We start from the raw sequence: 25,907 nt of genomic DNA, 5'->3' as shown, positions 1-25,907 counted from the left end.
CTGCTCATCCGCCTTGCGGCGCATCCTCCTCGTCCATCTCAGCGAGCGTCTTCGCCGCGACCGTGAACGCGGTGTTCGCGCTCGGCACGGAGCAGTAGATGGCGGACTGGAGCAGGACCTCCTTGATCTCGTCGCGGCTGAGCCCGTTGCGCACCGCCGCGCGCACGTGCATCGCGAGCTCGGCCTCGTGCCCGCCGGCGATCATCGCCGTGAGCGTGATCGCCGAGCGCATCCGACGATCGAGGCCGGGCCGTGTCCAGATCTCGCCCCACGCATAGCGGGTGATGAGGTCCTGAAAGTCGGAGGTGAACTCCGTGATCGCCGCGTTCGCCCGGTCGACGTGAGCGTCGGAGAGGACCTCGCGCCGCACCGTCATCCCGGCGGTGTGGACCTCGTCGCGGCTGGCCTCCCGCGGTCCGGAGGCGGTGGGCAGCTGCGTCGCCGAGGCGGTCGCCTCCTCGGCACGGCCAGTGCCGTGGAGGAAGTCGTCGAGAAGCGCGGCGGTGACCTCCGGCGCCTCGGCGGGGACGAGATGGCCGGCACCCTCGATGACCTCGAGCCGGCCGTCGCGAACGCCGTTGGCGATCTCGACGAGCTTCGTCGGCCGAGTCGGCTGGTCCTCGGAGCCGGCCACGGCGAGGACCGGCAACGGGATGTCGGTCAGCCGGTCGCGCACGTCGAAGGCGGCCAGTGCGTGGCAGAGCGCGGCATAGGAGAAGCGGTCGGCGTCCTGCAGCGAGTGGAGGAGGGCCGCCGATGCTTCGGGCTCGCGGTCCATGAAGCCGGGACCGAACCAGCGCTGGGCCGAACCGACCACCTGGGTGGGCGTGCCCGAGGCGGCGACGAGGTCGGCGCGCTCGATCCAGGCGGCAGGCTCGCCGATCTGCGCACCAGTGCAGAAGACGGCGACATGGCTGAAGCGCTCGCCGTGGTCGAGGGCCAGCTGCAGCGCGATCGCCCCGCCGATCGAATCTCCTGCCAACGCGATCCGCGGACCCTCGGTCCCGGCGGCCGCAGGAGTTCCGTCGGCAACGGCGGTTCCGCCATCGTCGTCGACCGAGCCACCGTCACCGGCGTGTCCGACGACGTCGGGCAAGACTCTGTCGATGGTGGCGAGGACCGCCTCGGCGAGGTCGCTCATCGTCACCGAGGCGACGGCCTCACCGGCGCCGTCGAGCGGAGCCGAGCGTCCATGCCCGGGCAGATCGATGCCGATGACCGTCGCGGCGGGCACCGACCGACAGTAGGCGCTCGCCGCCCGCTGCCACAGTGCGCTCACCGACGTTCCCAGCGAGGGGAGGACGACGAGCACATCGGTCGCGTGGGGGCGGTTGTCAGGCCCAGCGGCCCCGGCAGCCCGCCCGGAGGCGTTGCCTGGCCCGGCAGTACCGGAGGCGTTGCCTGGCCCGGCAATACCGGTGGCTTGCCAGGAGGCACTGCCCGCCTGCCCGGAGGCGCTGCCTGTCTGGTCGGAGGAGCCGAGGACGGTTGCGGTGAGTTCCACGTCAGAGCACTTTCGGATCGGGAGAGGGATCATCGGGAGCGGCGAACTGAGAATCGGGGTCGGCGAGCCGAGGACCCGGGCCGGTGAACCGAGAACTGGGGCCGCCGATCGTCTGCAGGATGGACCGGCGGATCTCCTCGGCGTCGCCGAGGTAGTTCGCCGGATCGAGGAGGCTGTCGATCTCCTCCCGGTCGACTGTGCCGCCGAGCGCCCGCTCGAGCTCCTCGGCCGGGTCGGATCCGGGCTGCAGCGCGTTCTGAAGCTGTTCCTTGGTCACCCGGTCGCCGAGGACGATCGAGAGCCGTTCGCTGAGGACCCCGGGCCCCGCGGCATCGAGATTGCGGCGCATCGCCTCGGGGTGCGGCACGACCGCGTCGATGGTCTCCTCGAACAGGGACAGGGACGAGCGCGCCAATGTCAGGAGCTCGGCCAGTGCCGGCCATTCGGCGTGCCAGGCGCCGTCCGAGCGCTCCTCGACCGCCTCGGCGGCGGCACTGGCCAGGGTCGACAGCGCGCCCGGGGCGCGCATCCCGTTGCGGTGGAGGAGGACCGCCGAGGTGGGGTTGAGCTTGTGCGGCATCGCCGAGGACCCGCCGCTCACGGCCAGGGTGATCTCACCGATCTCCGGGCGCGCACCGACGAGGATGTCACGGGCGATCGTCGACGCGACGGCGACGCACTGCGCCAGATGGGAGCCCCAATGGAGGACGCGCCCACGGTTGCCGTGCCAGGGCGGCGGGGGAGCCGTGAGCGCCGCATCGGGTCCGCGCAGCTGGACGTGGAACTCGCGCAGGAGCGCCTCCGTCGACTCTCCGGCGAGTTCCCTGATCGCCGCTCGGGTGCCTGCCGCCCCGCCGATCTGCACGGCCTCGACGACCGGTGCGAGTGCGAGCACGTCATGGATCTTCGCGGCCCAGTTGGCCGCCCGCAGCCCGAAGGTCGTCGGCAGCGCCGGCTGGGTCAAAGTCCGCGCCAGGCACAGGGTCGAGGCGTGCTCCGTGGAGAGTTCCGCGAGACGGTCGCAGACGGCGCCGAGCACGGCGATGTTCTCGCGCACGATCCGCGAGACGAGCAGTCCGATCGCCGAGTCGACGACGTCCTGGCTCGTCAGGCCCCGGTGCAGGGCCCTAGACGCCTCGGCGCCGAGACCGTTGCGGACGATCCGCAGGAACGGGATGACCGGGTTGCCCCCGGATTCGGCTTCACGGTCGAGGTCGTCGACTCCGGAGGCATCGCTGAGACAGGACCGGATGGTGGACTCGATGCCGGCGATCGCCTCGGCGCGGACCGCCTCGGTGATGAGACCGGTCCGGGCCTGCGACTCCACCCACGCCGTCTCCACCTCTCCCAGGGCGGCGACGAGGGCGAGGTCGTTGACGGCCTCGGTCCCGCGCCGGTCGCCGGGCGCGAACAGGGAACGGGTGGCCGGAGTCGTGTCACTCATCGGTCGTCCTCACTCTCGAAGCGGCGGTCCATGTGTCCGGGCAGACCTCAGTCGACGTGTCCCGGGAACCGGAGGAACGGGGTTTCGTCCTCGCCCTGCAACCGTATGTCGAAGCGCAGGGATCCGTCAGCCTCACGGGCGGCGATGAGCCGGTCGCGATCGGCGGGGTCGAGGGAGGACAGGAACGGGTCGGCGGCCAGCGCCTCGGCGTCCTCGGGCAGGTAGGCGCGGGTGAAGAGCCGGTTGAGCAGACCGCGGGCGAAGACGACGACACTGATGAACGCGGGTCGGCCGTCCTCGGTGGGGCCCGGGTTGACGGTGGAGAAGCTGAACCGGCCCTCCGGGTCGACCTCGCAGCGGCCGAAACCGGTGAATGAGAAGCCATCGCGCCGCAGGGACCCCGTCGCCCGGGAGACGGTCCCGGTCTCGTCGGGCTGCCAGATCTCGATGAGCGAATCCGGGACGGGGACCCCGGCGCCGTCGTAGACGACCCCGTGGAGCTGCACGGCCCGTGGCGAGCCGGGTGGGACGAGCTCGTTGTCTCCGGGGTAGGGCAGGGCGTAGCCGTAGAAGGGCCCGACCGTCTGCCCGGGGGTGGCGGTGAGGTCGGGGGCCGGGGCGGCAGGGGTCTGATCAGTCATGGTCCTCTTCTTCCATCCAGGTCCGGTTGGTGCCGGTGAGCACGATGTCCCAGCGGTAGCCCATGAGGAATTCGTGTTCGGTGATGTCGTGGTCGTAGGTGGCGACGAGGCGGTCGCGGGCCTTCTGATCGGTGATCGACTGGTAGATCGGATCGAGGGCGAACAGGGGGTCGCCCGGGAAGTACATCTGGGTGACCATGCGCTGGGTGAACTCGGAGCCGAAGAGGGAGAAGTGGATGTGCGCCGGTCGCCAGGCGTTGTGGTGGTTCTTCCACGGATACGGCCCGGGTTTGATCGTCGTGAACGAGTACGAGCCGTCGGGGCCGGTCAGGGTGCGGCCGACTCCGGTGAAGTTCGGATCGATCGGGGCCGGGTGCTGATCGCGTTTGTGGATGTAGCGGCCGGCGGCGTTCGCCTGCCAGATCTCGACGAGCTGGCCGGCCACGGGACGCCCCTCGCCGTCGACGATCCGACCGGTGACGCGGATGCGCTCCCCGATCGGCTCACCGCCGGCCTGGACGGTGAGGTCGGATTCGAGAATGCCGATGTCGCGGTGGCCGAATGCGGGGGAGTGGAGCTCGATCGTCTCGGGGTCGGCATGCCGCGGATCCTTGGTCGGATGGCGCAGCAGCGAGGACCGGTACGGCGGGTAGTCGAGCCGCGGCTGCGTCTCGGCAGGATGACCTGCCGCCACCGCGGCCGCATGGGACGCTTCGATCTCGGTGATCTCCGCGCTCAGGGTCGTCTGGGACTCGGCGGCATCGTCGGGTCCGGCAAGTTTCTGTGCACCCATGGTCACGCCTTTCGTTCGGGGGAGCGCCCAGCGGTCTGTTCCGGGGCGGGTCGGTCGGTGGTGGACGGGGAGGTCTCGGGCCAGCCCGTGTAGCACTCGGCGAGGTACCGGCGTCCGTGGACGGATTCGAGCATCGAGGTGAGCTCGCCGAGGCTGCGGCGGGCCTCGAACGCGTCCTGGCCGGGGTCGGAGTGGAGCATGCGGGTCATCTGGTAGGAGAAGTTCTGAGCCTTCCACACGCGAGCGGCCGCGGTCCGCGAGTAACCGGCGAGCGCCTCGGCGTCGGAGTCCCTGAACGCCGCGATGAGGGCCGGGGCGAGCACGGAGACGTCGGCGAAGGCGAGGTTGAGCCCCTTCGCCCCGGTCGGCGGCACGGTGTGGGCGCTGTCGCCGGCGAGGAAGAGGGAACCGTGCTGCATGGGTTCGTGGACGGCGGAGCGGAATGGCAGGACGGTCTTGTCGATGATCGGGCCGGTCCTGAGCTCGAAGCCGTCGGGACCGGCGACGCGGGCCTGGAGCTCGGCCCAGATCCGGTCGTCGGACCAGTCGGCGACGTCGGTGTCGGGCGGGGTCTGGAAGTACATGCGCTGGACGGTGTCGCTGCGCTGGGAGATGAGGGCGAAGCCGCGTTCGGAGCGCGAGTAGATGAGGACCTCATGGCTGGGCGGGGCCTCGCAGAGGATCCCGAACCACGCGAAGGGGTACTCGTGGAAGAACTTCTGCCTCGTCTCCGCCGGGATCATCCCCCGGCAGGGACCGCGGGAGCCGTCGGCGCCGACGACGTACCGGGCACCGACGTGCAGGTCCTCGCCGCCAGCAGTGGTGGCGCGGACCCAGGGGTGTGCGGTGTCGATGTCGCCGAGACGGGTGTCGGCGACGGAGAAGAACGTCGGCCGGGAGGTTCGGGCGCGGGCGGCAGCGAGGTCGACGAAGATCTCGTTCTGCGGGTAGAGCCACACGGACTCCCCGACGAGGGTGGGGAAGTCGAGGGGGTGGCTGATGCCGTCGATCCGGATGTCGATGCCGTCGTGCCGGTGGCCCTCGCTGAGGACCCGGGAGTCGATTCCGTCGGCGGCGAGCATGCGCACCGAGGCGGCTTCGAGGATTCCCGCCCGGTGCGTGTGGGCGATGTCGTCGTGACTGCGGTTGTCGACGACGACGGAATCGATGCCGGCGTTGTGCAGCAGATGCGCGAGCATGAGTCCGGCAGGACCGGCACCGACGATCGCGACGTCGGTCTGAAGTTCTGGCACCTGGGCCTCCTTGCCTGTGTGGGTGGCTCCAGTGTGCTCCGAGCCACTGACTCCAGTGTGCTCCGAGCCGCTGACGCTGGGCGAGACGATTCTCAATGAACGGGAACGCGGCGCGCAGGCGCGGGGCCACCGAAGCGCTCGCGGCGAAACGATCCTGCTCCGTCTCCTCGCGTCTTTTGTCCGGTTCTGCGCGTCGTCTGCCGAGGTTCTGCTCAACACTGTCGCACCTTCCAGGGTGTGCGAACCGACGTTGCCCAGTGTGACGCCGGATGACTTGGGGTTGACTGTTGAGCAATCTGATGATGACAATGGTGACTGTTTTGCGATCGGGACCCACCCGACACGAACCCGAGGAGACAGCAGCCCCATGATCATCACCGGACTGGTCGTCGGCCTGGTGCTCGGATTCGTCTTCCAGCGAGGACGATTCTGTGTCACCGGCGCCTTCCGCGACCTCACCCTGACCGGGAACACCCGCTGGTTCTCGGCCCTCATCGTGCTCATCGCCGTGCATTCGGCCGGCCTCTTCCTCCTCAGCTCCTTCGGCCTCATCACCCTCGAGGAATCGGCCTTCCCGTGGCTCGCCTCGATCGTCGGCGGACTGATCTTCGGATTCTCGATGGTGCTCGCCGGCGGATGCGCCACGGGCACCTACTACCGTGCGGGCGAGGGGCTCGTCGGGAGCTGGTTCGCTCTCATCTTCTACGCCCTCGTCGCGGCGGTGATGAAGACGGGACCGCTCGCCGAGGTGACGACCGGCCTGCGCTCGATCACCGTCGACAACGGCACGCTGCAGACGAGCACCGGGCTGAGCCCCTGGGTGTTCGTCGTCGTCCTCGGCGCCGTCGCGATCGCCCTCGCCGTCCACCACCAGCGCAAGGTCACCACACCCCTGGCCGCGCTTCCGCCGAGGAAGACGGGGCTCGCCCACCTGCTCACCGAGAAGCGCTGGAACCCGTTCGCCACCGCCGTCGTCATCGGCATCATCGCGACGATCGCCTGGCCGCTGTCGGCGGCGACGGGCCGCAACTCGGGCCTGGGGATCACGACCCCGTCGGCGAATCTCACCACCTACCTCACGACCGGAGACAGCTCGCTCATCGACTGGGGCGTCATGCTCGTCATCGGAATCCTGCTCGGCTCGTTCCTCGCGGCGAAGGCCTCGGGCGAGTTCCGGATCCGGATCCCGGACAAGGACACACTCATCAAGTCGATCCTCGGCGGGATCGGCATGGGTGTGGGCGCGGCGATCGCCGGTGGATGCACGGTGGGCAACGCGATGGTCTCGACCGCACAGTTCGAGTATCAGGGATGGGTGGCGACCTTCTTCATGATCGTCGGCGCCGGAATCGCCGTGAAGACGACCATCAGAGCACGTCAGCGACCGGTCACGGCACAGGTCGCGGAAAGCAGGAGCGCATGAAACAGGTACTGGAGACCAACGGCCTCGTCTGCCCGTTCCCCCTCGTCGAGGCGAAGGACGCAATGGAGACGCTGGCCGCCGGCGACGAACTCGTCATCAACTTCGACTGCACCCAGGCGACAGAATCGATCCCGCAGTGGGCCGCGGAGAGCGGCTACCCTGTCACCCATTTCGATCGGACGGGCGACGCGAGCTGGACGATCACCGTCCAGAAGGCGTGATCGCTCCACAGCGGCGGGACTGACACCTGACTGCCGGGCGGGACCGAGACCATCGGTTCCACCCGGCAATCGCATTCACAGGCGCACGGACGTCTCCGCCCCCGGGGACACGGGCAGGCGCATCGCGGTGTTCTGCCCGATCAGCCTCCACCCCTTGTGGTCGAGTCCTGAGGAGGACACGATCGTCGCGCCCGTGGGCAATCGCTGCCAGCTCATCCGGTAGTAATGGTCCTCGTGATCGAGGGGCAGCCTCCCGCCGAGGTGGCTGGTGTCGAAATGCTCGTACAGGATCGCGGTGCCCTCGGTGGCGTGGACGACGATCATCTCCTGCGAGGTGAGGAGCAGGAGATTCATTCCAGGGTGGTCGAAGACCTCGCGGAGCATCCTCACGGTCGCGACGGTGGCGGTGAGCAGGCCCTCGCCCTGGGAGATCCTGCGGAGGATGAGGGCGAAGACGATCGCGGTGTCGGTCGTGCCGCCCACCTCGGCGAGTTCTGCCGGTGTGACGAACTCGCGCAGACGCTCGACGGGATGGACGGATCCGTTGTGCGCCAGGGCGATTCCGCGGGCGAGGAACGGATGGGTGTTCTCCGCGAGCTCGGCCATGCCTGCCGTCGCCATCCGCAAGTGGGTGATGCGACCGACGGCCGGTTCACGATCGAGGACGGCGGTCAGGCGGGGATCGTCGGCACCTTCCTCCGGGGTGCGGAATCGCTTGATCGCTGTGGTCTGCTCCGAGATCCACGCGGTGCCCCAGCCGTCGGCGTGGAGGAGGCCGAGGTCCTGCCACTGTCGGCATTCGTCCGCACCGATGAGATCGGCTGCGCTCACCGGGGTGGGGGGAGACGTATCCGAGAAGCCTGCACATGTGCACCGCCTTTCACTTGTGGTCCAGGCTACGGCCGACGGGGGAGTGCTGATCCACGAGAGTCGTGCAATCTGTCGTCACGGGAGTGGGATTCTGGTGGAGAGCAGTGGGCGTGCGGGTCATCGCACCTGGAGACAGCCGGAGATCCTCTCGGTGCTCGACGAGTTCGCCGATGAGATCAGGGGGATGGCTGAGCCATCCTCCCGAGGCGACGGCGCCCTCGTTAGACTCGGAACCATGAAGATCACGGTGCTCGAAGGCGACATCACCGAGGCCGACGTCGACGCGATCGTCAACGCCGCGAACTCCAGCCTCCTCGGCGGAGGAGGGGTCGACGGGGCGATCCATCGTGCGGCCGGCCCCACGCTGCTCGAGGAGTGCCGGGAGATCAGGCGCACGACGCATGTCCGCGGCCTCCCCCCGGGCGAGGCCGTCGCGACGGGAGGCGGCGACCTCAAGGCGGATTGGGTCATCCACACCGTCGGGCCCAACCGGCACCAAGGACAGAATGATCCCCGAATCCTCGAGTCATGCTTCGCTTCGAGCCTCGACGCCGCCGTCGAGGTGGGTGCGAGGTCGGTGGCGTTCCCGGCGATCGGCGGCGGGGTGTACGGGTGGTCTCCTCGTGATGTCGCCGAGGCGGCGCATCGCGCGATCGTCGCCGGGCGTGAGCAGGGGCGCTGGGAGGAGATCAGCGAGGTCCAGTTCATCCTCTTCCACGAGACGATGACGAGCGTCTTCTGCCAGGTCTTCGACCACGACCAGTGGTGAGCGGTCGCCGCGTGTCTGAGGCGAACGAGGGGAGCTCGACGATGCCCGTTGCACTGATCACGGGAGCAGGCCGTCCCGACAGCATCGCGTCGGCAATCGTGCCGCGGTTGAGGAACGAAGGGTGGGAGGTCGTCACGAGCGATCTCGACACGTTCGATGTCGACCATCCCTGCGACCTGTCGCGGCCCGAGTCTCCCGACGAGCTGGTCGCCGCAGTCGTCGACGATCGGGGACCGGTCAGCGCCCTAATCCTCAGTCACGCTCACGACGTCGAATCCGGAATCCTCGACACCTCCGTGCGGAGCTTCGACGCGCACATGGCGGTCAACGCTCGAGCGAGCCTCCTGCTCATCGCCGCATTCGCCCGCCAGATCCCGGAGACGGGTGGGGCGATCGTCGCGTTCACGAGCGACCACACGACCGGGAACCTGCCATACGGGGCGTCGAAGGCCGCACTCGACCGCGTCGTCATCTCCGCGGCGAGCGAACTCGGACCGCGGGGCATCTCGGCGAACGTCGTCAACCCCGGCCCGATCGACACCGGATGGATGGACGATGGGCTCCGAGAGGCGCTGACACCGCATCACCCGCTGGGCCGGTTGGGAACCCCTGCCGACATCGCGGCGGTCACCGCGTTTCTCATCTCGAACGAAGGTCGCTGGATCACGGGTCAGCTGCTGAATGCCGATGGAGGATTCTCGGCCCGGATCTGAGCACAGGCCTGTCCATGGTCGAGCCGTCGAGGCGCTCCCGCGGGCGCTCCCACCATGAGAGCTTGCCGATCCCAGCTCACACGACGAGAGCCCTGACCGCTCACACCACGAGAGCCCCGACGGATCGTCGGGGCTCTCGTGGTGTGCGTCTCAGACGGCGATGACGTCGACAGGGATATTTCCCCTGACGGCCTTCGAGTACGGGCACAGTTCATGGGTCCGGTCGACGAGCTTCTGGGCGGTGTCGCGGTCGACGTTGGGGACCGAGACCTTCAGCGTGACCGACAGGCCGAAGCTCTCGCCTTCCTTCCCGATTCCGACCTCGCTGTTGACGACCGACTCCGAGGTGTCGACGCCCATCTCCTTGCCGGCCAGCCCCAGTGCACTCTGGAAGCATGCACCGTAGCCGACGGCGAAGAGCTGCTCGGGATTCGTGCCGCCACCGGGCCCGCCCTGCTCTTTCGGCGTCCGCAGGGTGACGTCGACGGCCTTGTCGTCGGTGGCGCCGTGGCCGTCGCGTCCGCCGGTGATCTCTGCTCTGGCCGTGTAGGCGATGTTCTCTGGAGTCTTCATCTGCCTTCTCCTCACTTGTCGGATCTCACTGATCTGACTGGCGGTCGCCACCGATCAGTGGCGACCGTCAGTCGAGCGTAGTCGGCGCCGGCCGACCGGACCAGGTGCGGGTCCGTGGTGACCGGACCGGGAACCGGTCCGTCGTGCTCATCGGCCGGGAGTCACTTTCCGGTTCGGTCCTTCGACGTGAAAGCGGCCTTGATGATTCCGTAGATGACCACGGCGACCACGGCCACGATCGCGAGCTTGGCGAGGAACCACGTCACGGACAGCACGACATTCACCAGCCACAGGGCGACGATGACGGCGATGACTGCGCCGACGATGCTCCATATCGTGCTCGTGTTCATGACCCCATCGTAGGCACCGACGGTTTCGCGGGGCAATGACCGCCCCGTGCCGCACGCTGGCCCCCGGGTGCGAGCGTGCGGTCGCGAGGGTCGAAGTGCGGACTCACACCGCGGTGTAGCCGCCGTCGATGAGGTAGTAGCCGCCGGTGATGAACGAGGCCTGCGGGGAGAGCAGGAAGCTCACCAGGTGGGCGACCTCCTCGGCGGTGCCCAGCCGTCCGAGCGGGTGCTTGTCCTTGAGTGCGTCGAGGGCGTCGGCCGGGAGGTTCTCGAGCAGGGGAGTGCTGATGTAGCCGGGGCCGACGGCGTTGATGCGCAGCCCCTGTGGACCGTACTCGGCGGCGGCGTTCTTCGTGATGCCGACGACGCCGTGCTTGGCGGCGGTGTAGGCGCCGTTGCCGATCGCTGCGACCGTCCCGTGGATGGACGCCATGTTGACGATCGCGCTGTCCTCGGCGCCGGCCTCGAGCATGGCCGGGATCTGGTGTCGCATGCCGTAGAGGACGCCGTTGAGGTTGATGTCGATGACCTTGTCCCAGGCCTCGAGGTCGGTTTCGCCGGCCGGCGCCTGGGGTCCGCCGATGCCGGCGTTGTTGACGGCGAGGTGGAGCGCCCCATAGGTGTCGACCGCGAACCGGACGGCCTTCGCGGAGTCCTCCTTGACGCTCGTGTCCTGTTGGATCGCCGACGCGGTGCCTCCGGACTCGGTGATGGTCCTGACCGTGTTCTCGGCCGCGTCGAGGTTGATGTCCGTGACGACGACCTTCGCGCCCTCTGCGGCGAGCTGACTGCTGATCGCCGCGCCGAGGCCCGAGCCTCCGCCGGTGACGAGTGCGACCTTGCCGGTGAAATCTGCCATGTCGATTGCCTTCCTCATTCGAGTGAAGAGTCCGAAGTCCGAGGCTCTCACTGGAACAACACAGGGTGGCGGTCAGAGATTCCGTTCCGTCGATCACGGTTCCCGTGCCGCACCGGAAAACGCGGCGATGGATCAGGAAGCGAACTCGGGGTCGCGACCGATGAACGCCATGAGGGAGACGACGGGTCCTGCATCGCCGGGCACCGGCCGTGCGGTCCCGAACTGGCCCGACTGCCGGATCATCTCCTCCATCGAGCGCAGTCCGTCAAGAAGGTTGGCGGCGTATTCGGGGTCGAGGTCGGGGATCCGGCCGCCGGCCTGGGCGAGGTCCCAGGTGTGCATGAAGATGTCGGCGGTGTAGAACCGGTCGACGGCTGCTGACAGCGGAAGTGTGCCGAGCTGAGGGTGGGTGAAGTCCCGGTCGGAGTCGCCGTCGTCGAGAAGCGACTGCACGGCAGTGGTGCGCTGGTCCCACGCCGCCCCGAGGTCCCCGTCCGTGGAAACGGACGGCAGTGCGATCCCGCCTGCCTGCAGGAACGGCGGGAACCAGTCGATGAGATGGGCGACGACATCGCGTGCAGTCCACTCGGGCACGGGGGTCTGGGCCGACCAGTCGGTCGTCGCCGCGATCTCGTCGGCGAAGCCGACGGCGACGATGCGGTGTCGTTCGGACGGTGTGCACGCGTTCAGTGAGTCGCTCATTCTTCTGCTGCCCTTCTCATGGTCGATCCGCTTCTCGCCGTCGACGCGGGCCACCTCGGTGTGGTCCCCGTTCCCGGTGTGATCTGATTCAACTCCTCGACAACGAGTTTGTCGACCACGGTGATGGCCATCAAGCGTGACAACGGCAGTGAGACCCTCTGGGTCGGTCACCCCGCTGACTGCTCGCTCAGCCCTTCCACCGGAATCGCGCGCTCCTTGACCTCGTCCAGCCGCGCTCCGATCGTCGCCAGCGCCCCGCCGGGGAACAGCTCGAGGACGTTTCCGGAGTAGATGTCGGTGTAGGGCTCCTGGAACAGTCGTTTTCGTTCTACGATGCCGTTGGTCGACAGCTCGTCGATGATCTGCTGGACGAAGGCGATCTGCACGGCGGAGAACCGGGATTCGTCGAGGTACTCACCGAACAGCTCGAGCGCTGCCTGGCGGTCGAGTCCGACCAGCGAGCGGAGGAAGAGCCCCAAGCCGTCGGCGGTGCGGGCGGCCTCGTCGATGGTCTCGTCATCGCCGACGCCCCCGGCCACGAGGATTCCCTTGAGGGCGTCGATATCGGCGTCCGTCAGCTGCTGATTGCGAACGAGCTTCTGCACAGCGAGGTGGTCGGCATGCGCTCGCAGGTGCGCCCTGGCACGATCGCGCAGACGGTCGAGATTGAGACCGGGAGCCTGCGCCGGCAGGCGGGAGGGTTCGCTTTCACGGAGTTCGTCGACGAAATCGGAGTAGATGGGGTTCTGCTTCCGGCCCTTGGCCAGTCGGGCCAGTGAGCGCAGGCGAAGTCGGGCGTCCTCGAGCATCGGAAGGGTGACGTCCTGCCACCAGTCGTCGTTCGTGATCTCCTCGAGCAGGGCGACCTGCTCGCGCACCATCGGGATGTTCTGCTTGGTCAGCAGCGCCTCGGCGACAGCCTGCACGGTGCGGGCCTCGCGGGTGAGGTACACACCGTCAAGGGCGGCGAGCTGGCAGGAGAGGATGAGCAGGTCGAAACGCTTCGCCTCTTCCACCGCATCGATCGCGGCTGAGGGTAGCGCGCCGAGGTGGTCGACCGCCTCGGCGATCGCGGTAGGGTCCGCTGTCGTCCAGGACTTGGCCGTCCGGAAGTCGCTCACCCACCGCCGATGCGGGCGGACGGTGAAACTGCCGGCGGGGACTCCGCTGACGAAGCGGGCGAGCTCACCGGCCAGTCCGCGTCGGATCTCCGCGAGGTCCTCTTTGCCGGTCAGGGCTGCGAGCAGGTCTGCTCGTGCGGCGACGATGCGGTGATTGAGGGGCCGGGGCTGGCGCGGTTCGGCCTTGTCGAAATGCTGATTGAAGTACTCGAAGTTCCCACAGAAGTCGAAGACGTAGAACTCGCTCTTGTGCTTGCCGGGACCGAAGAGGTCCTCGCGCAGGCGCGTTCCCCGGCCGATCATCTGCCAGAACTTCGACTTCGAGCGGACTTTCTTGAAGAGGACGAGGTTGACGATCTCGGGCACGTCGATGCCGGTGTCGAGCATGTCGACGGAGATCGCAATCTGGGGGTTCCCCTGCGGGTCCTTGAACTTCTCGATGAGGTCCTGCGAGCTGTCCGTCTGGTGGGTGATGATGCGGGCGAACTTCCCGCCGAACGACGGGTAATTGATGTCGAAGCGCTCCTGGATGAATTCGGCATGCTTCTGGTTCTGGGCGAAGATGATCGATTTGCCCAGCTTGTCGCCGCTTTCGACCTTGAGGCCGTCGGTCATGAGCTTCTCGAGGACGAGGTCGACGGTGCTCGTGTTGAAGAGGTAGGTGTTGAGTGCCGCCGAGTGGACACTGTCGGGGATCTCTCCGTCCTCCCATTCCAGAGCGTCCCAGTTCGAGCGTTCCTCCTCGTCGAGCTCGTCGTAGTGGATGCCCTCGTCGAGGAACTTCGTGCCGAGGTTGAACTCGCGCGGGGGAACGAGATATCCGTCCTCGATGGCGTCCTCGAGGGTGTAAGCGCCGGTCGGGACTCCGTCCTCGATGTTGAAGAGGCTGAAGGTGTTCTTGTCGATCTCATCCTTCGGTGTGGCGGTGAGGCCGAGCAGCAGGGAGTCGAACCAGTCGAAGATCGCGCGGTACTTCTGATAGACGCTGCGGTGGGCTTCGTCGATGATGACGAGGTCGAAGTAGCCGGGACCGAACATCGTGTCGTCCCCGTTGTCGATGAGTCCCATCATCGTCGGGTACGTCGAGGTGAAGATCCGGCCGGCGGCGCGTTCCTTCTTGCTGTCCTCGAGAAGGTTGACCGTGGTCACATGCGGAAGGTGGGCGGTGAACTCGCCGGTGGCCTGGCTGACGAGAGCCCTGCGATCGGCGAGGAACAGGACCCGCTTCACCCAGTTCGCCTTCATCAGCTGATCGACGAGGGCGATGGCCGTTCTCGTCTTCCCCGAACCGGTGGCCATGACGAGCAGAGCCTCGCGTTGCTTGGCATCGAACGCGGCTCCGACCTGGGCGATCACCTGCTTCTGATATCCCCGGTTGACGACCGCGGGGTTGACCGGCTGCCCGTCGAGACGGGCACGCGTGGTGCGGCGTTGGACGAGCAGCTCGAGTTCGTCCCGGGTGTAGAACCCCTTGACGACGCGGGGCGGGTAACCGGCGGCATCGTCCCAGATGTGGTGTTCGTCGCCGTTGGAGTAGAAGATGACGGGTCGGCGACCGAAGCGCTTCTCCAAGCCGTCGGCGTAGCGCTCGGCCTGGTCCCGTCCCTTCTCGACGCTCGCCGAGGTGCGTTTGGCTTCGAGCACGGCCACCGGTTTGCCGTCGGCACCCCAGAGGACGTAGTCGGCGTACCCGACACCTGAGGGGGTGTTGAGACCGGAGATGCGGTACTCGCGGACATTGGGTGCGTCGAGGTCCCAGCCGGCGGCTTCGAGATCCTGGTCGATGAGTTCGAGGCGGGTACGGTCCTCCTTCCAGTCCTGGGAATCCAGGGTGGACTGCTTGCGGCTCTGGGCCTCCTGGATCTGCCGTTTGAGTTCGGCGATCTCGGCGTCCTTGTCGGCGAGCTGCGTCGAGACCTCGGCAGTGACTTCAGCCAGTCGCTTCCGGGCAGCGGCGAGCTCCTCATCCTGCCGAGCGAACTTCTCGGCGAGCTTGGACACCTCGGCGCGGCTGAGGGGAGCGGCCCGGCGGGCCAGGGTGGGATCGAATTGCGTCCCCGCGGGGACGTCATCGGGGACGCGCGAATGGTGGAAGGCCGCCCAGATGAGGACGAGGTAGAGCTCACTCAGTGCTTTGACGGCGGCATCGACGGGCACCGGCGAGTCGTTGTGGACCGCGTTGTTGCCGATCTTGCGGAGGAAGGTGAGCTTCTGGTGGATGCCGAGTCCGGTGACGGCTTTGAACTTGGCATCGTTGATCCGGGCGGCCAGGTCGTCGCGGTAGGGGACCGGGATGTCGAGGACTTCGTAGAGGTGGAGGACGAGCCGTTCGATGCCGCGGCGGGAGTAGATGCAGGCCGAGCGGGGATCGGAGAAGACATAGGATTCGGCGCGTGCGCAATCGGCGAAGATCGTCGGCCATTCGGCCTGGATGAACCCGAAGTTCGACATCGTCACTTCCTTGCGGCGGCGGACCGGTCATGCTGTCTGTAGTGTCGAGGACCATCTTGCCAGGTGGGGCTGACATGGGCGAGTGGCTGGCGGGAACCTCTGGTCGAGCAGTTCACGGGGGAGCGGAATCGGTTCTGGCGTTCGAATGCGACAGTCCGGCCGCGAATCCATCGGCATAGGAATCGATCATTTCGGAGGCGTAAGCACTGCGCATATGGCTCACCAGAAGCTGTCGCTGTTGAGGACCGCCTGGCCATCGGCGGGTGTGAACGCCTCGGCAGCGATTCGTGCGTAGTGGTAGCTTGCGGCTGCAACGATATCGGCACCTGTCGCGTCGAGTGCCTCATCGTCTTCCCACACCTCATCGTCGAATGGATCTTCGGAAAGGGCTTCGAGGATAACCCCGAGGTCCAGCCCGTCCTTGGGGTTAGCCTGATGGCGATCCCTCCAGGCGAGAATCTTCAGTGCTGTCTGAGCAGGGGCGGCTGCAGCGCGGATCTCAGTTCCTTGAGGCATCCTCACGGTCACGGACGTCGCATATGCCTCTTGAATGCCGGTCACATCGAGGAGATGGTCGTCTGCGAACAGGACTCCGCGGTCTCTCTCGATTCCACCGAATGGAACGACATCGACCTCAACACCGAGCACCGTGAATTTGTGCAGTGGGCGGCCCTTTCGACGAGTGCGATCGAGGCGGTGTGCGAGCGCTGTGAATTGCTCATAGTCGCGAACGGCGACGGCGATGTCGACATCCTTGGTTGCCCGGACGGGGTCACTTTCCTGGAGAGCATGGATGACGAGGTCGCGGGCCGCCGCACCGACGACAAGAAGATCGAGGTCGAGCGAGCTGCAGGCAGTCACCAGCTCGGCGAGCACCTCCTCAGGGACGGCGATGTCTGTCCGGCCGGTCAAATCGATCATCGGTCAGCGCCGAAGTACTGGGTTCGGATCTCGTCAAGCCGGGGGTCGTTCTCGAGCAGGAGATCTGCTCGTATGAGCAGCTTGGGTGCGGTTCCGTTCTTCGGTGGCACCGGCAGTGTCTTCCACAATGCCGGTCGAATCCGGATCCAACCGTCTTCCGCCCGTCGGAGGCGGCCCTGACGGGTAAGCGCCTTCCACTGGTGGGCGTCGCCGTCGAAGTGAATGAGCGCCGAGGCGGGTCGGATCGGGGCGCCGAGACGGGCGGCTGCGATCTCGGATCCAAGCAGGGCTCCTGGTGGGAGCACTGCATCGAGCACGTCCGAGGGATTCTTCCAGACATCGCTGGTGAATCGTTCCTCGGGCCACGCACTGGGTTGCATCGCCGAATAGGCGGAAATCCACTCATCTTCCAGCGCGGAGAGCCGCAGAAACTCATTGCCCTCTTCATCCAGTATCGGCGGGACCCGTTCCCGCAGCGCGCGAATGACACGGTTGACTGTTCCGACCGAAGCTCCTGAGCTCATTGCCAAAGAACGTTGGGAGGGCGTGTGACCGTAGAAGTCGTGTGCGACGAGAAGAGTGAAAGTCACCGGAAGACCGGTCTTGGTGAAGGGAGCGGCAGAACTTGCAGGTCTGTTCGCCTCGGGACCGCGTTTGCCCGTCATCTCGATGACGAGGCCATCGCTTCGCAGGGAAGCATTTCCTGCTGAGTCGGCGTACCCGCCCCAGCCGCGTTGGTGGAGTTCTTGCGCACGGGCGGGAGTCACCCGGTCAGTGAGGAGGATGGTTTGCGGATCGTGAGGGAGCAGAGAGAGGTCGGCAGGGGAGATCTTCGGGCTCGTGATCGCAGGAAAATCGAAGCGTGAGTCTCCTGTGTCGACGGTGAGGGTTCCAGATACGGCGTGCCCGTAGATGTTGTCACCGTCTGTCCACTCGGCCCGCACGTTGAGGTCGGCGAGGCGGGACAGTGCCTGATTGATGACTGCGCGCACCGCGTTGTTCGCGTGTTCAACGTTTGCCATGCGTTCAGGATACTTGAACACGGTCAATTTTTGAACATTTATCGAGGGCGCAGCTACTCGAAGTAGTCCTCGTCGATCTTGACGATCTCGACAGTGCGGCTGACTTGGACGCCGACGCCGTACCTGATCATCAAGCTGGCCAGACGAGTTCCATCGATGAGGATGACGCGAGTATTCACTGACTCGGCGTATTGGCGTGCGGCCGGGCTGTACTTGGCCGTGGTGATGAACACGCCGCGGTCTGCTTGGACGCCGTGGAGCGCACCGACAAAGGCCTGGATATCAGGGCGGCCGACGGTGGAATCGAGGGCATTACGTTTGGCTTGGATGTAGACGCGGTTGAGACCCAGCACGTCCTGGTCGACTACTCCGTCGATTCCGCCATCGTTGCTCAGTTGTGTGCGAGCTGCCGCTCCGTCTGCTCCGGCATAACCCATAGCGACGACGAGGTCGACTACTGTTTGCTCGAAGAACGCAGGTTCGTTCTGGTGCAACCGTTGCAGAATCTCTTCGGCGACGGCATTGTGGATCCTGTCCACGCCGTTCTGAATCTGCTCGATCGGATCGAGCGTGACCTCTGTGTGGTCCGCCGCTGATTCAACTTCGGCACTCTGCTCGACTGGGGCAACTGTCGGCGTGTAGGGGACAAGTCCGTGCGCCTTTCCGGACTTGATGAGGTTATTCACTTCGACCTCGGTATGGATGGTCGGAATAATGCGTTTGAGTTTCTGCCCTCCATCCGTGATCGAATAGTTTCCCCGCGTCGGGCGGTCAAGGGCATTGATTCGGCTGAGGTAGGAGATCGCCCAGCCGATGCGGTTTTTGTACGTCTCGCCGCCTGAGCTGATCCGCTCTGCCATTTGGTCCGCAGTGAGACCAGTGTGATCGGCGACGAGCGAGAAGATTTCGCTTCGGCTATAGGTGCGTCCCTCCTCGAGCACCTGGAGTATAGGCGTCAGGAACCCTGTCCACGCCGGCATTTGGGTTGTCACAGTTCACCCCGGAAGGCTCGGGACTGGAGGGATGCGAACAGGTGGTCGCTCTGCAGATAAGCTGCTCTTGCCATATCGATTTGACCTTCAACGAGTGAGGATCGAGTTTCAAACTCATCCTGCAGATTGAGTGGAGCGATCTTGATGGTGAACGATCTAATTAAATTCAAATTCAGATTCGCTTGATTTCCGCCGCGCGCTGATGATCGAAGGCGCTCGTATCCTATCCGGAGTTGAGTGAGAACGAACTGAGAGTTTATCTCACTGCTGGGAGGAAGTACAGCGCAAGCCTGATTGGTGGTAGCCGGTATTCCGAGAATGGCTGCTCGCCCACGAGTCTTCCCCTGACCGTACATTGCTATGATTAGCGATCCGGCAGGGTGCAACTTTAATCCCGCGGATTCCCGACCGCTTTGCGTGACTTTTTCCTCTGTGTCGAGAATCCGTCCATCCACTTCTCCGGTCTTTACCCAAGGGATTGAGCCTCCAAAAAAGCTTGGATCTCTTCTGTCTGGGGTCGAACCGGAGCTGACCGAAAATAGGTTTCCAAGCTGTTCGTATTCATTGAACCCCGCGAACATGTCGTGAAAAATTGACTGGTGGAGTGAAGTAAGGTGAGCAATTGTTTGGCGGCGCTTCTGGCGGATGGCGTCTGCCTTGTCGAGGATTTCGGCGATTCGGCGTTGCTCGTCGACAGGAGGGAGAGGGATCCGCACTTCCGCTAGTGCGCTTGGCTTGATGCGCGGAAGATTCGCACCAGTGGCCTTGGAAGCTACTTTCGACACCGTCGGTGACCACGATAGGAAGTAGTAAAGGTACGCGCGGTCAACGAGACCACTTGGCGTGATGGGCAGTATGTCTGTGCTGCATACTCCGTCAAAGTCTGGTGTGGCGATTTTAGCTAGATTGGGTCGAAGTTTTCCATAGAGGATCTGGTTTCGGTTGAACTTATGTTTGGTGCTAGTGATGCCAGCTTTTCCGGATGTTGAGGGTGTTATCCGTCGGCTGCTTTTCTCTATATGTTCAAGGCCTAAATAATAGGTGTCGCCTGAAATCTCGGTGGGCTTGATGAGCGCAGTATCGATCGATGCAACCTCACCCAACGGAACCATTTTCATGACAGCATCGCCTTCAGCTCGGCCAGGTCCGCAGCGATTTCAGCATCGAGCTTCTCGATGTCGGCGATGATGTCGAGCGGTGCTCGATGTTCAACCTCCTCGTACTCGATTTCCTTGTAGCGATTGATCGAGAGGTCGTAGCCATGCTCGGCGATTTCCGCCTTGGGGACCGTGAACGACTTCTCGGTCCGGGCTCGTTCGCGTTCGGCACCGTCGCGTTCGGCCCACCGCTCGATGACATCCGGAAGATCGTTCGCCTCGATGGGCGCCCGCTTGTCATCGAGGCTGAACCCGTCGGCCTGGACGTCGTAGAACCACACCTCGTCAGTGCCGCCGGACATCGTCTTCGTGAAGAACAGGATTGCCGTCGACACCCCTGCATAGGGCTTGAACACACCGCTGGGCAGTTTGACGACGGCTTCGAGCTTCTGATCCTCGACGAGGATGCGACGCAGCTCCTTGTGCGCCTTCGTCGACCCGAAGAGCACACCATCGGGGACGATGACGGCTGCGCGACCGCCAGTGCGCAGGAGTTTGAGAAACAGCGCCAAGAACAGCAGCTCGGTCTTCTTCGTCTTGACCACGCGCTGCAGGTCCTTCGACGTCGCTTCGTAGTCAAGGGACCCGGCGAACGGGGGATTGGCAAGGATGAGGCTGAACCTCTCCGCCTCGCCACTCGCACCCTCGGAAAGGGAGTCGCGGTAGCGGATGTCCGGCTGCTCGACTCCATGGAGCAGCATGTTCATCGATCCGATGCGCAGCATCGTCGAATCGAAGTCGTAGCCATGGAACATACTGTTGTGGAAGAAGTGCCTCTGCTCCTTGTTGGTGAACACCTCAGGATGGGTGGAGCGCAGGTGATCCTGCGCTGCGACGAGGAAGCCGGCAGTGCCGCACGCCGGATCGCAGATCTCGTCGTCAGGTCGCGGCGCGGTCATCGCCACCATGGTCTCGATGATGTGACGAGGAGTGCGGAACTGCCCGTTCGTCCCGGAGCTCGCGATCTTCGACAGCAGGTACTCGTAGAGGTCCCCGTTCGTGTCGCGATTATCCATCGGGATGTCGCTGAGCAGGTCGATGACCTTCGAGAGCAAGTGCGGACTCGGGATCGTGAACCGCGCATCGCGCATGTGGTCGCCGTACGTCGAGCCATCGCCTCCCAGGTTGCGCAGGAATGGGAAGACGCCCCCGGAGACCACCTCGTAGGCCACCTCGGCGTCAAGATTCTTCAGACGATTCCACCGGAAGTCCTGCTGGCCGGGTCCGAAAGTCGGGTTCTCGACGGACTCGCCGGTGAATTCGGCCTCTTGTTCCTTCCGGGTCTCGATCTCGTCGAGCCGCCGGATGAACAGTAGATAGGTGATCTGCTCGATCACCTCGAGCGGGTTGGAAATCCCTCCCGACCAGAACGCGTTCCAGATCTGGTCAACCTTGTTTTTCACATCTCCCGTAATCACGATCCCGAGCATATCCAAGGCCACGGACTCGAGACGACCGGGGGCGGACTCTTGAACCCATGACGGGGCAGTGCTTGACTGAGTTGAGCAGTTTCAGCGTGCAATCACATGTTCGAGGGGGAGCGATGGGCAAGGTCGCCTGGGGATTCACGTGCTCGATCGACGGATTCATCACCGGACCCGGCCATGACATGTCGTGGCTCTCGGCCGCGGAGCCGATGGCCGAGGGCACGACGGAGGACCTGGCGTCGGAGGTCGCCGTCATCATCAGCGGGCGGGCCGGCTATGACGCCGCGAAAGCGCAGGCCGAAATCCGCGACGACCTCACCTCCGAGGCCTATGGCGGGGCGTGGTCGGGGACGGAGTTCGTCCTCACGCACCGCCCGGAGGAGCTCGCCGACGACCCGACCGTCGTCGCCCTCAACTGCTCCGTCGTCGAGGCGATCGACCGGGCCCAGGAGATCGCGGGCGACCGTGACATCCAGATCATCAGCGCCGACATCGCCCGCCAGGCGCTCGACCACGATCTCATCGACGAGCTCCAGGTCTTCGTCGCCCCCGTCTTCCTCGGCGACGGGACGAGGATCTTCGATGTGCCGGGTGGGCGGCGCGTCGACTGGGAGCTCAAGGAGATCGACGAGGCGAACCGCCGCAGCTTCGCCCGCACCTACCGGCCGAAGGGGCGATCCTCCGAGTGAGGCGCAGGTCCGCTCGGACCCCTGGCCCGTGTCAGCTCTGCGGCGTACCGTTGCAGCATGTGCAGAAACATCAGGACCCTGCATAACTTCGCACCGGCTGCCACGACCGAGGAAGTTCACGCGGCGGCGCTGCAGTACGTGCGCAAGATTGCGGGCACGACGAAACCGTCCAAGGCCAATGAAGCGGCGTTCGACCGTGCCGTCGAGGAGGTCGCCCACGCCACCGCGCACCTGCTCGACTCGCTCGTGACGAACGCCCCGCCGAAGAACCGTGAGGAGGAGGCGGAGAAGAGACGGGCGAAGGCGCTTGCCTCCGATCGCTACGGGTGAGCCCACGGCAGACACGAGCGATGGCACGGGAGAGCCCGGATCGGAGGCTGTCGCTCCGATCCGGGCTCTGCGGTGATCCGCCCTGGTTCCGCGCTCACCCAGCACGGGTGTTCATCCGGGCTCTGCGCTCATGAGGGCTGAGTGCCCGAACGGTCTGAGCGCTCATGTGGTCGGCGTGCTCAGGCGGCCACCGATTCGCGTCCCGCCTCGGCCGTGACGCTGAGCCGATTCTCGGCGACGGTCACGGCGACGGTTCCGCCCTCGGCCACCGCCTCGGTGACGAGGAGGTCGGCCACCCGGTCGTCGATCTCGCGCTGGATCACCCGACGCAGGGGGCGGGCGCCGTACTCCGGTTCGTGACCGGCCTCGGCCAGCCAGTCGAGAGCCGCATCCGAGACCTCGAGCCGGATGCCCTGAGCCGCCAGGCGCTCACGGGAGCGTTCGAGCTGCAGGCCCACGATGACGCGCAGCTGCTCACGGTCGAGCCGGGAGAACATCACGGTGTCGTCGATCCGGTTGAGGAACTCCGGACGCATGACCTCCTTGAGCCGGCCCATGACCTTGGCCCGCAGGTCCTTGTCGGTCACGGTCGCATCCGCCGAGGCGAACCCGAGCGGAGCGCTGCCGGACATGAACTCCGATCCCAGGTTGCTCGTCATGATGACGACCGTGTTGCGGAAGTCCACGGTGTGCCCCTGACCATCGGTGAGCCGACCGTCGTCGAGGACCTGGAGCAGCAGGTTGAAGGCATCCGGATGGGCCTTCTCCACCTCGTCGAGGAGGATCACCGAGTACGGACGCCGGCGCACCTGCTCGGTGAGCTGACCCGCCTCGTCGTAGCCGACGTAGCCGGGAGGCGCACCGACCAGCCGCGAGACGGTGTGGCGCTCGCCGAACTCGCTCATGTCGAACCGGATCATCGCCGACTCGTCGTCGAAGAGCGTGGCGGCCAGGGCCTTGGCCAGCTCCGTCTTGCCGACACCCGTGGGGCCGAGGAACAGGAAGCTGCCGATCGGCCGGTTCGGGTCGCCCATGCCGGTCTGACTGCGGCGGATGGCCTTCCCGACCGCGGTCACGGCGTCGTCCTGGCCGATGACCCGCGTGTGCAGCTCCTCCTCCAGGTTCGCCAGCCGGGCCTTCTGGTCCTGGGTCATCCGGGTCGCGGGAATGCCGGTGGCGCGCGAGACGACCTGGGCGATCTGCTCGGCGTCGACGACCCCGGCCGAACCAGCGGAACCGGACGACACAGACGCGACATCGGACTTCGTCGCCGCCTCGAGCTGCTCGGTGACCTCGGTGATCTCGTCGCGGATCTGACCGGCCCGCTCATAGTTCTCGACCTGGATGGCGGCGTTCTTCTCCGCCTCCAGCTCGGCGAGCCTCGCTTGCAGCGCCGCGGTGTCGACGACAGGCCCGCGCCGCAGCGAGAGCCGGGCGCCGGCCTGGTCGATGAGGTCGATCGCCTTGTCGGGAAGGAACCGGTCGGTGATGTAGCGGTGGGAGAGGGTGACCGCGGCCTCGATGGCCTCGGGCGTGTAGGTCACGTGGTGATGCTCGGCGTAGCGGTCCTTGAGCCCGTCGAGGATGCGCACAGCGTCCTCGACGCCGGGCTCTCCGACCATCACCGGCTGGAACCGACGCTCGAGGGCCGAGTCCTTCTCGATCGTCCGATACTCCTTGAGCGTGGTCGCCCCGACGAGCCTCAGCTCGCCGCGAGCGAGCCGGGGCTTGAGGATGTTGCCCGCGTCCATGGAGTTCGCCTCGCCGCCTCCACCGGCGCCGACCATCGTGTGGAGCTCGTCGACGAAGACGATCGTGTTCCCGTCGGCGGCGATCTCGTCGAGAGTCCCCGTCAGCCGCTCCTCGAAGTCACCGCGATAGCGGGTGCCTGCGAGCATCCCGGGCAGGTCGAGGGAGATGACGCGCTTTCCGGCGATCTGCGCGGGAACGTCGCCGGAGTGGATGGCCTGGGCCAGCCCCTCGACGATCGCGGTCTTGCCGACACCCGCCTCGCCGATGAGCACCGGGTTGTTCTTCGTCCGGCGGGCGAGGATCTCGATGGTCTGCTCGATCTCGTGCGAGCGGCCGATCACCGGGTCGAGGCGCCCCTCGGCAGCCAGCGCGGTGAGGTCGGTGCCGAACTTCTCGAGCAGCGACCCCTGAGCCTCCGAGCCCGGATTTTCCGCACCCTGAGTCGGCTGGCCGGCTCCCGCCTCGGCGGCGGCCTGGGCACCGGCCTGCAGGGAGGCCTGGGTGACCCCGGCCTGGGCGAGGATGCGACCGACGGGCATCTCCTGGTTGAGCACGAATGCGAAGAAGATGTGCTCGGGATCGATGTAGGTCGAGCCGAAGGCGCGCGCGACCTGGTGGGCGTCGAGCAGCGCGCGCTGAGCCGAGCCGGTCAGCGCCACCGCTCCGTCGGCGGCGGACTCCGCCGCCGCGGGCAGGCGCTCCTCGACCGCGCGGGCGATCGCCGTGGGGTCGGCGCCCGCCTGCCGGATCGTCGCCGCGCCCGGATCCGACTCGGTCATGATGCGCAGGATGTGGAGGGCGTCGACCTCGGACTGACCGTGCTCCCTGGCGAAGACGGCGGCGCGGTCGATGACCTCATGACTGCGCTTGCTCAGCAGGCGGTTGAGATTGACCGGACGACCCTGACGAGCGCCAGTCTGCCCCTGGAGCAGGCGGGCGAGGAACTCGTCGAACGAGTCTGAACCGGAACCGGCAGGACCGAAGAAAGTAGCCAATGTTCCCTTCCTTAGAAAGTTGAGTGTACCTGACTCAATCAACCACGCTGAGGTTGGAGTTATTCCCGCCGATCGACGACGACCGGGACGTCAGTCGACGACGACCTTCCCCTGCGCGGCGAGGTCGTGGGTGATCCGCGCCGAGGCGGTCCGCAGCGCCGACATGATCGCCGGGACCCCGACGTTGTGCTCGGCGTCGACGACCACGCCGAGGGCCGCGATCGCCATCCCGTCGGACCCGAACACGGGCACGGCGATGCCGGACGTGCCCTCGTCGATGTGCCCGACGGTCTCGGCGAAGTGGTGCGTGCGGATCGTCGCGAGCATGCGGCGCAGCCGGGCCGGGTCGGTCGTCGTGTTCGGGGTCAGGGAGGCCAGGTCCCCGCGCAGATACCCCTCGCGCACGTGCTTCGGCGCATGCGCGAGCAGGACGAGCCCGCAGGAGGACGCGTGCGCCGGCAGCCGGCCGGCGACCTTCGAGCGGTGGATGACCGCGGTCGGCGTCGACATCCGCTCGATGAAGAGGACCTCCCTCTCGCGGAGGATCCCCAGCTGGGTGTTCTCCCCGACGAAGCCGTGGACGGCCATCATATGCGGGCGCGCCACCGAGGCGAGGTCGACGGCGTCCGAGGCCCGATTCGCCAGCTCCCACATCCCGACCCCGATGCGCAGCCTCCCGCCCGGGTCCCGCTGGAGCAGATTGTGGCGCATCATGTCGCCGATGAGCCGATAGGCCGTCGACTTCGGCAGCCGGGCCCGCTCGGACAGCTCCTCGGTGGTCAGGCTGGGGTGGTCGGGATCGAACGCCGCGAGCACCCGCACGAGGCGGTCGATCATCGAATCGCCGGAGGGAGAGTTCGCCATAGAGCGAATCGTAGCCCTGAAACGGGGTAGCTCCCAATGAATGAGAACACCATGGCGAGGCGTGTCGGGCG

The 25,907-nt window shown here is 66.0% G+C and carries 24 protein-coding genes; 6 read left to right on the top strand and 18 right to left on the bottom strand.

Annotated features, from left to right (window positions below):
* Nucleotides 1–4: 4 nt before the first annotated feature.
* Genes pcaDC through DFO65_RS15140 form a run of 5 tightly spaced genes read right to left on the bottom strand, consistent with a single transcriptional unit; the run spans nt 5 to nt 5,635 of the window.
* Complete coding sequence (gene pcaDC / locus DFO65_RS17335; protein ID WP_487249336.1) at nt 5–1,537, bottom strand: bifunctional 3-oxoadipate enol-lactonase/4-carboxymuconolactone decarboxylase PcaDC; 1,533 nt, start codon at nt 1,535–1,537, stop codon at nt 5–7.
* Complete coding sequence (locus DFO65_RS15155; protein WP_113905290.1) at nt 1,506–2,948, bottom strand: lyase family protein; 1,443 nt, start codon at nt 2,946–2,948, stop codon at nt 1,506–1,508. The genes pcaDC and DFO65_RS15155 overlap by 32 nt, the downstream gene beginning before the upstream one ends.
* Nucleotides 2,949–2,995: 47 nt before the next feature.
* A complete protein-coding gene (gene pcaG, locus DFO65_RS15150) occupies nt 2,996–3,589 on the bottom strand; it encodes a protocatechuate 3,4-dioxygenase subunit alpha (RefSeq protein ID WP_113905289.1) in 594 nt (197 codons plus the stop codon).
* A complete protein-coding gene (gene pcaH / locus DFO65_RS15145; protein WP_113905288.1) occupies nt 3,582–4,382 on the bottom strand; it encodes a protocatechuate 3,4-dioxygenase subunit beta in 801 nt (266 codons plus the stop codon). Before pcaH ends, pcaG begins: the two co-directional genes overlap by 8 nt.
* A 2-nt stretch (nt 4,383–4,384) precedes the next feature.
* Nucleotides 4,385–5,635 (bottom strand): 4-hydroxybenzoate 3-monooxygenase, encoded by a 1,251-nt coding sequence (locus tag DFO65_RS15140; protein WP_113905287.1) that lies wholly within the window; start codon nt 5,633–5,635, stop codon nt 4,385–4,387.
* Nucleotides 5,636–6,002: 367 nt separating this feature from the next.
* On the opposite strand from DFO65_RS15140, the gene DFO65_RS15135 reads away from it, so the two are divergent.
* Nucleotides 6,003–7,058: a YeeE/YedE family protein gene (locus DFO65_RS15135; protein WP_113905286.1), complete on the top strand. Its 1,056-nt coding sequence runs from the start codon at nt 6,003–6,005 to the stop codon at nt 7,056–7,058.
* A complete protein-coding gene (locus tag DFO65_RS15130; protein ID WP_113905285.1) occupies nt 7,055–7,279 on the top strand; it encodes a sulfurtransferase TusA family protein in 225 nt (74 codons plus the stop codon). The genes DFO65_RS15135 and DFO65_RS15130 overlap by 4 nt, the downstream gene beginning before the upstream one ends.
* 75 nt (nt 7,280–7,354) lie before the next feature.
* Here DFO65_RS15130 and DFO65_RS15125 read toward each other — a convergent pair whose 3' ends face one another.
* Nucleotides 7,355–8,110, bottom strand: a complete 756-nt coding sequence (locus DFO65_RS15125) for a class II glutamine amidotransferase (RefSeq protein WP_181778750.1) — start codon at nt 8,108–8,110, stop codon at nt 7,355–7,357.
* A gap of 274 nt (nt 8,111–8,384) precedes the next feature.
* On the opposite strand from DFO65_RS15125, the gene DFO65_RS15120 reads away from it, so the two are divergent.
* Nucleotides 8,385–8,918: an O-acetyl-ADP-ribose deacetylase gene (locus tag DFO65_RS15120; protein WP_113905323.1), complete on the top strand. Its 534-nt coding sequence runs from the start codon at nt 8,385–8,387 to the stop codon at nt 8,916–8,918.
* 41 nt (nt 8,919–8,959) lie between these two features.
* Complete coding sequence (locus DFO65_RS15115) at nt 8,960–9,631, top strand: SDR family oxidoreductase (protein WP_113905322.1); 672 nt, start codon at nt 8,960–8,962, stop codon at nt 9,629–9,631.
* Nucleotides 9,632–9,781: 150 nt separating this feature from the next.
* Here DFO65_RS15115 and DFO65_RS15110 read toward each other — a convergent pair whose 3' ends face one another.
* The 10 genes from DFO65_RS15110 to DFO65_RS15065 form a co-directional block, all read right to left on the bottom strand.
* On the bottom strand, nt 9,782–10,204 hold the full coding sequence (locus DFO65_RS15110; protein ID WP_113905283.1) for an organic hydroperoxide resistance protein: 423 nt from the start codon (nt 10,202–10,204) through the stop codon (nt 9,782–9,784).
* A gap of 161 nt (nt 10,205–10,365) precedes the next feature.
* Nucleotides 10,366–10,554, bottom strand: coding sequence for a hypothetical protein (locus tag DFO65_RS15105; protein WP_113905282.1), 189 nt, complete (start codon nt 10,552–10,554; stop codon nt 10,366–10,368).
* A 103-nt stretch (nt 10,555–10,657) separates the two neighbouring features.
* Nucleotides 10,658–11,413 carry an SDR family NAD(P)-dependent oxidoreductase gene (locus DFO65_RS15100; RefSeq protein WP_113905281.1) on the bottom strand — a complete coding sequence of 252 codons (756 nt, stop codon included), beginning with the start codon at nt 11,411–11,413 and terminating at the stop codon, nt 10,658–10,660.
* 132 nt (nt 11,414–11,545) lie between these two features.
* Nucleotides 11,546–12,115: a maleylpyruvate isomerase family mycothiol-dependent enzyme gene (locus DFO65_RS15095; protein WP_113905321.1), complete on the bottom strand. Its 570-nt coding sequence runs from the start codon at nt 12,113–12,115 to the stop codon at nt 11,546–11,548.
* Nucleotides 12,116–12,282: 167 nt separating this feature from the next.
* On the bottom strand, nt 12,283–15,687 hold the full coding sequence (locus tag DFO65_RS15090; protein ID WP_113905280.1) for a DEAD/DEAH box helicase family protein: 3,405 nt from the start codon (nt 15,685–15,687) through the stop codon (nt 12,283–12,285).
* Between the two features lie 219 nt (nt 15,688–15,906).
* Nucleotides 15,907–16,608: a hypothetical protein gene (locus tag DFO65_RS15085; protein ID WP_113905279.1), complete on the bottom strand. Its 702-nt coding sequence runs from the start codon at nt 16,606–16,608 to the stop codon at nt 15,907–15,909.
* The gene (locus tag DFO65_RS15080) at nt 16,605–17,630 is read right to left on the bottom strand and encodes a type IV toxin-antitoxin system AbiEi family antitoxin (protein ID WP_113905278.1); all 1,026 of its coding nucleotides are present in this window, start codon (nt 17,628–17,630) and stop codon (nt 16,605–16,607) included. The genes DFO65_RS15085 and DFO65_RS15080 overlap by 4 nt, the downstream gene beginning before the upstream one ends.
* A gap of 53 nt (nt 17,631–17,683) precedes the next feature.
* Nucleotides 17,684–18,610, bottom strand: a complete 927-nt coding sequence (locus DFO65_RS15075) for a restriction endonuclease (protein ID WP_113905277.1) — start codon at nt 18,608–18,610, stop codon at nt 17,684–17,686.
* An 8-nt stretch (nt 18,611–18,618) separates the two neighbouring features.
* Nucleotides 18,619–19,740: a restriction endonuclease subunit S gene (locus DFO65_RS15070; protein WP_113905276.1), complete on the bottom strand. Its 1,122-nt coding sequence runs from the start codon at nt 19,738–19,740 to the stop codon at nt 18,619–18,621.
* Nucleotides 19,737–21,182: a type I restriction-modification system subunit M gene (locus DFO65_RS15065; RefSeq protein WP_342766934.1), complete on the bottom strand. Its 1,446-nt coding sequence runs from the start codon at nt 21,180–21,182 to the stop codon at nt 19,737–19,739. Before DFO65_RS15065 ends, DFO65_RS15070 begins: the two co-directional genes overlap by 4 nt.
* Nucleotides 21,183–21,322: 140 nt before the next feature.
* Here DFO65_RS15065 and DFO65_RS15060 point away from each other — a divergent pair, with 140 nt between their 5' ends.
* Together DFO65_RS15060 and DFO65_RS15055 are read left to right on the top strand one after the other, a co-directional pair.
* Nucleotides 21,323–21,895, top strand: coding sequence for a dihydrofolate reductase family protein (locus tag DFO65_RS15060; RefSeq protein ID WP_113905274.1), 573 nt, complete (start codon nt 21,323–21,325; stop codon nt 21,893–21,895).
* Nucleotides 21,896–21,952: 57 nt separating this feature from the next.
* Entirely contained in the window at nt 21,953–22,225 is a 273-nt protein-coding gene (locus tag DFO65_RS15055; RefSeq protein WP_113905273.1) for a DUF2277 domain-containing protein, read from the top strand.
* Between the two features lie 179 nt (nt 22,226–22,404).
* Here DFO65_RS15055 and DFO65_RS15050 read toward each other — a convergent pair whose 3' ends face one another.
* Nucleotides 22,405–24,972, bottom strand: coding sequence for an ATP-dependent Clp protease ATP-binding subunit (locus DFO65_RS15050; RefSeq protein ID WP_113905272.1), 2,568 nt, complete (start codon nt 24,970–24,972; stop codon nt 22,405–22,407).
* A 90-nt stretch (nt 24,973–25,062) separates the two neighbouring features.
* Nucleotides 25,063–25,836 carry an IclR family transcriptional regulator gene (locus DFO65_RS15045; protein ID WP_113905271.1) on the bottom strand — a complete coding sequence of 258 codons (774 nt, stop codon included), beginning with the start codon at nt 25,834–25,836 and terminating at the stop codon, nt 25,063–25,065.
* Between the last annotated feature and the right edge of the window lie 71 nt (nt 25,837–25,907).

The organism is Brevibacterium sanguinis, assembly GCF_003315415.1.
Taxonomy (GTDB): domain Bacteria; phylum Actinomycetota; class Actinomycetes; order Actinomycetales; family Brevibacteriaceae; genus Brevibacterium; species Brevibacterium celere_A.
Note: the sequence above shows the minus strand (reverse complement) of the source record. Positions and strands in the feature narration are given on the sequence as shown.

Bases quoted from the DNA above. Each gene is read 5' to 3' on its own strand.
- pcaDC (WP_487249336.1), bottom strand. From the start codon at position 1,537: ATGATCCCTCTCCCGATCCGAAAGTGCTCTGACGTGGAACTCACCGCA.
- DFO65_RS15155 (WP_113905290.1), bottom strand. From the start codon at position 2,948: ATGAGTGACACGACTCCGGCCACCCGTTCCCTGTTCGCGCCCGGCGAC.
- pcaG (WP_113905289.1), bottom strand. From the start codon at position 3,589: ATGACTGATCAGACCCCTGCCGCCCCGGCCCCCGACCTCACCGCCACC.
- pcaH (WP_113905288.1), bottom strand. From the start codon at position 4,382: ATGGGTGCACAGAAACTTGCCGGACCCGACGATGCCGCCGAGTCCCAG.
- DFO65_RS15135 (WP_113905286.1), top strand. From the start codon at position 6,003: ATGATCATCACCGGACTGGTCGTCGGCCTGGTGCTCGGATTCGTCTTC.
- DFO65_RS15130 (WP_113905285.1), top strand. From the start codon at position 7,055: ATGAAACAGGTACTGGAGACCAACGGCCTCGTCTGCCCGTTCCCCCTC.
- DFO65_RS15120 (WP_113905323.1), top strand. From the start codon at position 8,385: ATGAAGATCACGGTGCTCGAAGGCGACATCACCGAGGCCGACGTCGAC.
- DFO65_RS15115 (WP_113905322.1), top strand. From the start codon at position 8,960: ATGCCCGTTGCACTGATCACGGGAGCAGGCCGTCCCGACAGCATCGCG.
- DFO65_RS15110 (WP_113905283.1), bottom strand. From the start codon at position 10,204: ATGAAGACTCCAGAGAACATCGCCTACACGGCCAGAGCAGAGATCACC.
- DFO65_RS15105 (WP_113905282.1), bottom strand. From the start codon at position 10,554: ATGAACACGAGCACGATATGGAGCATCGTCGGCGCAGTCATCGCCGTC.
- DFO65_RS15100 (WP_113905281.1), bottom strand. From the start codon at position 11,413: ATGGCAGATTTCACCGGCAAGGTCGCACTCGTCACCGGCGGAGGCTCG.
- DFO65_RS15095 (WP_113905321.1), bottom strand. From the start codon at position 12,115: ATGAGCGACTCACTGAACGCGTGCACACCGTCCGAACGACACCGCATC.
- DFO65_RS15090 (WP_113905280.1), bottom strand. From the start codon at position 15,687: ATGTCGAACTTCGGGTTCATCCAGGCCGAATGGCCGACGATCTTCGCC.
- DFO65_RS15085 (WP_113905279.1), bottom strand. From the start codon at position 16,608: ATGATCGATTTGACCGGCCGGACAGACATCGCCGTCCCTGAGGAGGTG.
- DFO65_RS15080 (WP_113905278.1), bottom strand. From the start codon at position 17,630: ATGGCAAACGTTGAACACGCGAACAACGCGGTGCGCGCAGTCATCAAT.
- DFO65_RS15075 (WP_113905277.1), bottom strand. From the start codon at position 18,610: ATGCCGGCGTGGACAGGGTTCCTGACGCCTATACTCCAGGTGCTCGAG.
- DFO65_RS15070 (WP_113905276.1), bottom strand. From the start codon at position 19,740: ATGAAAATGGTTCCGTTGGGTGAGGTTGCATCGATCGATACTGCGCTC.
- DFO65_RS15060 (WP_113905274.1), top strand. From the start codon at position 21,323: ATGGGCAAGGTCGCCTGGGGATTCACGTGCTCGATCGACGGATTCATC.
- DFO65_RS15055 (WP_113905273.1), top strand. From the start codon at position 21,953: ATGTGCAGAAACATCAGGACCCTGCATAACTTCGCACCGGCTGCCACG.
- DFO65_RS15045 (WP_113905271.1), bottom strand. From the start codon at position 25,836: ATGGCGAACTCTCCCTCCGGCGATTCGATGATCGACCGCCTCGTGCGG.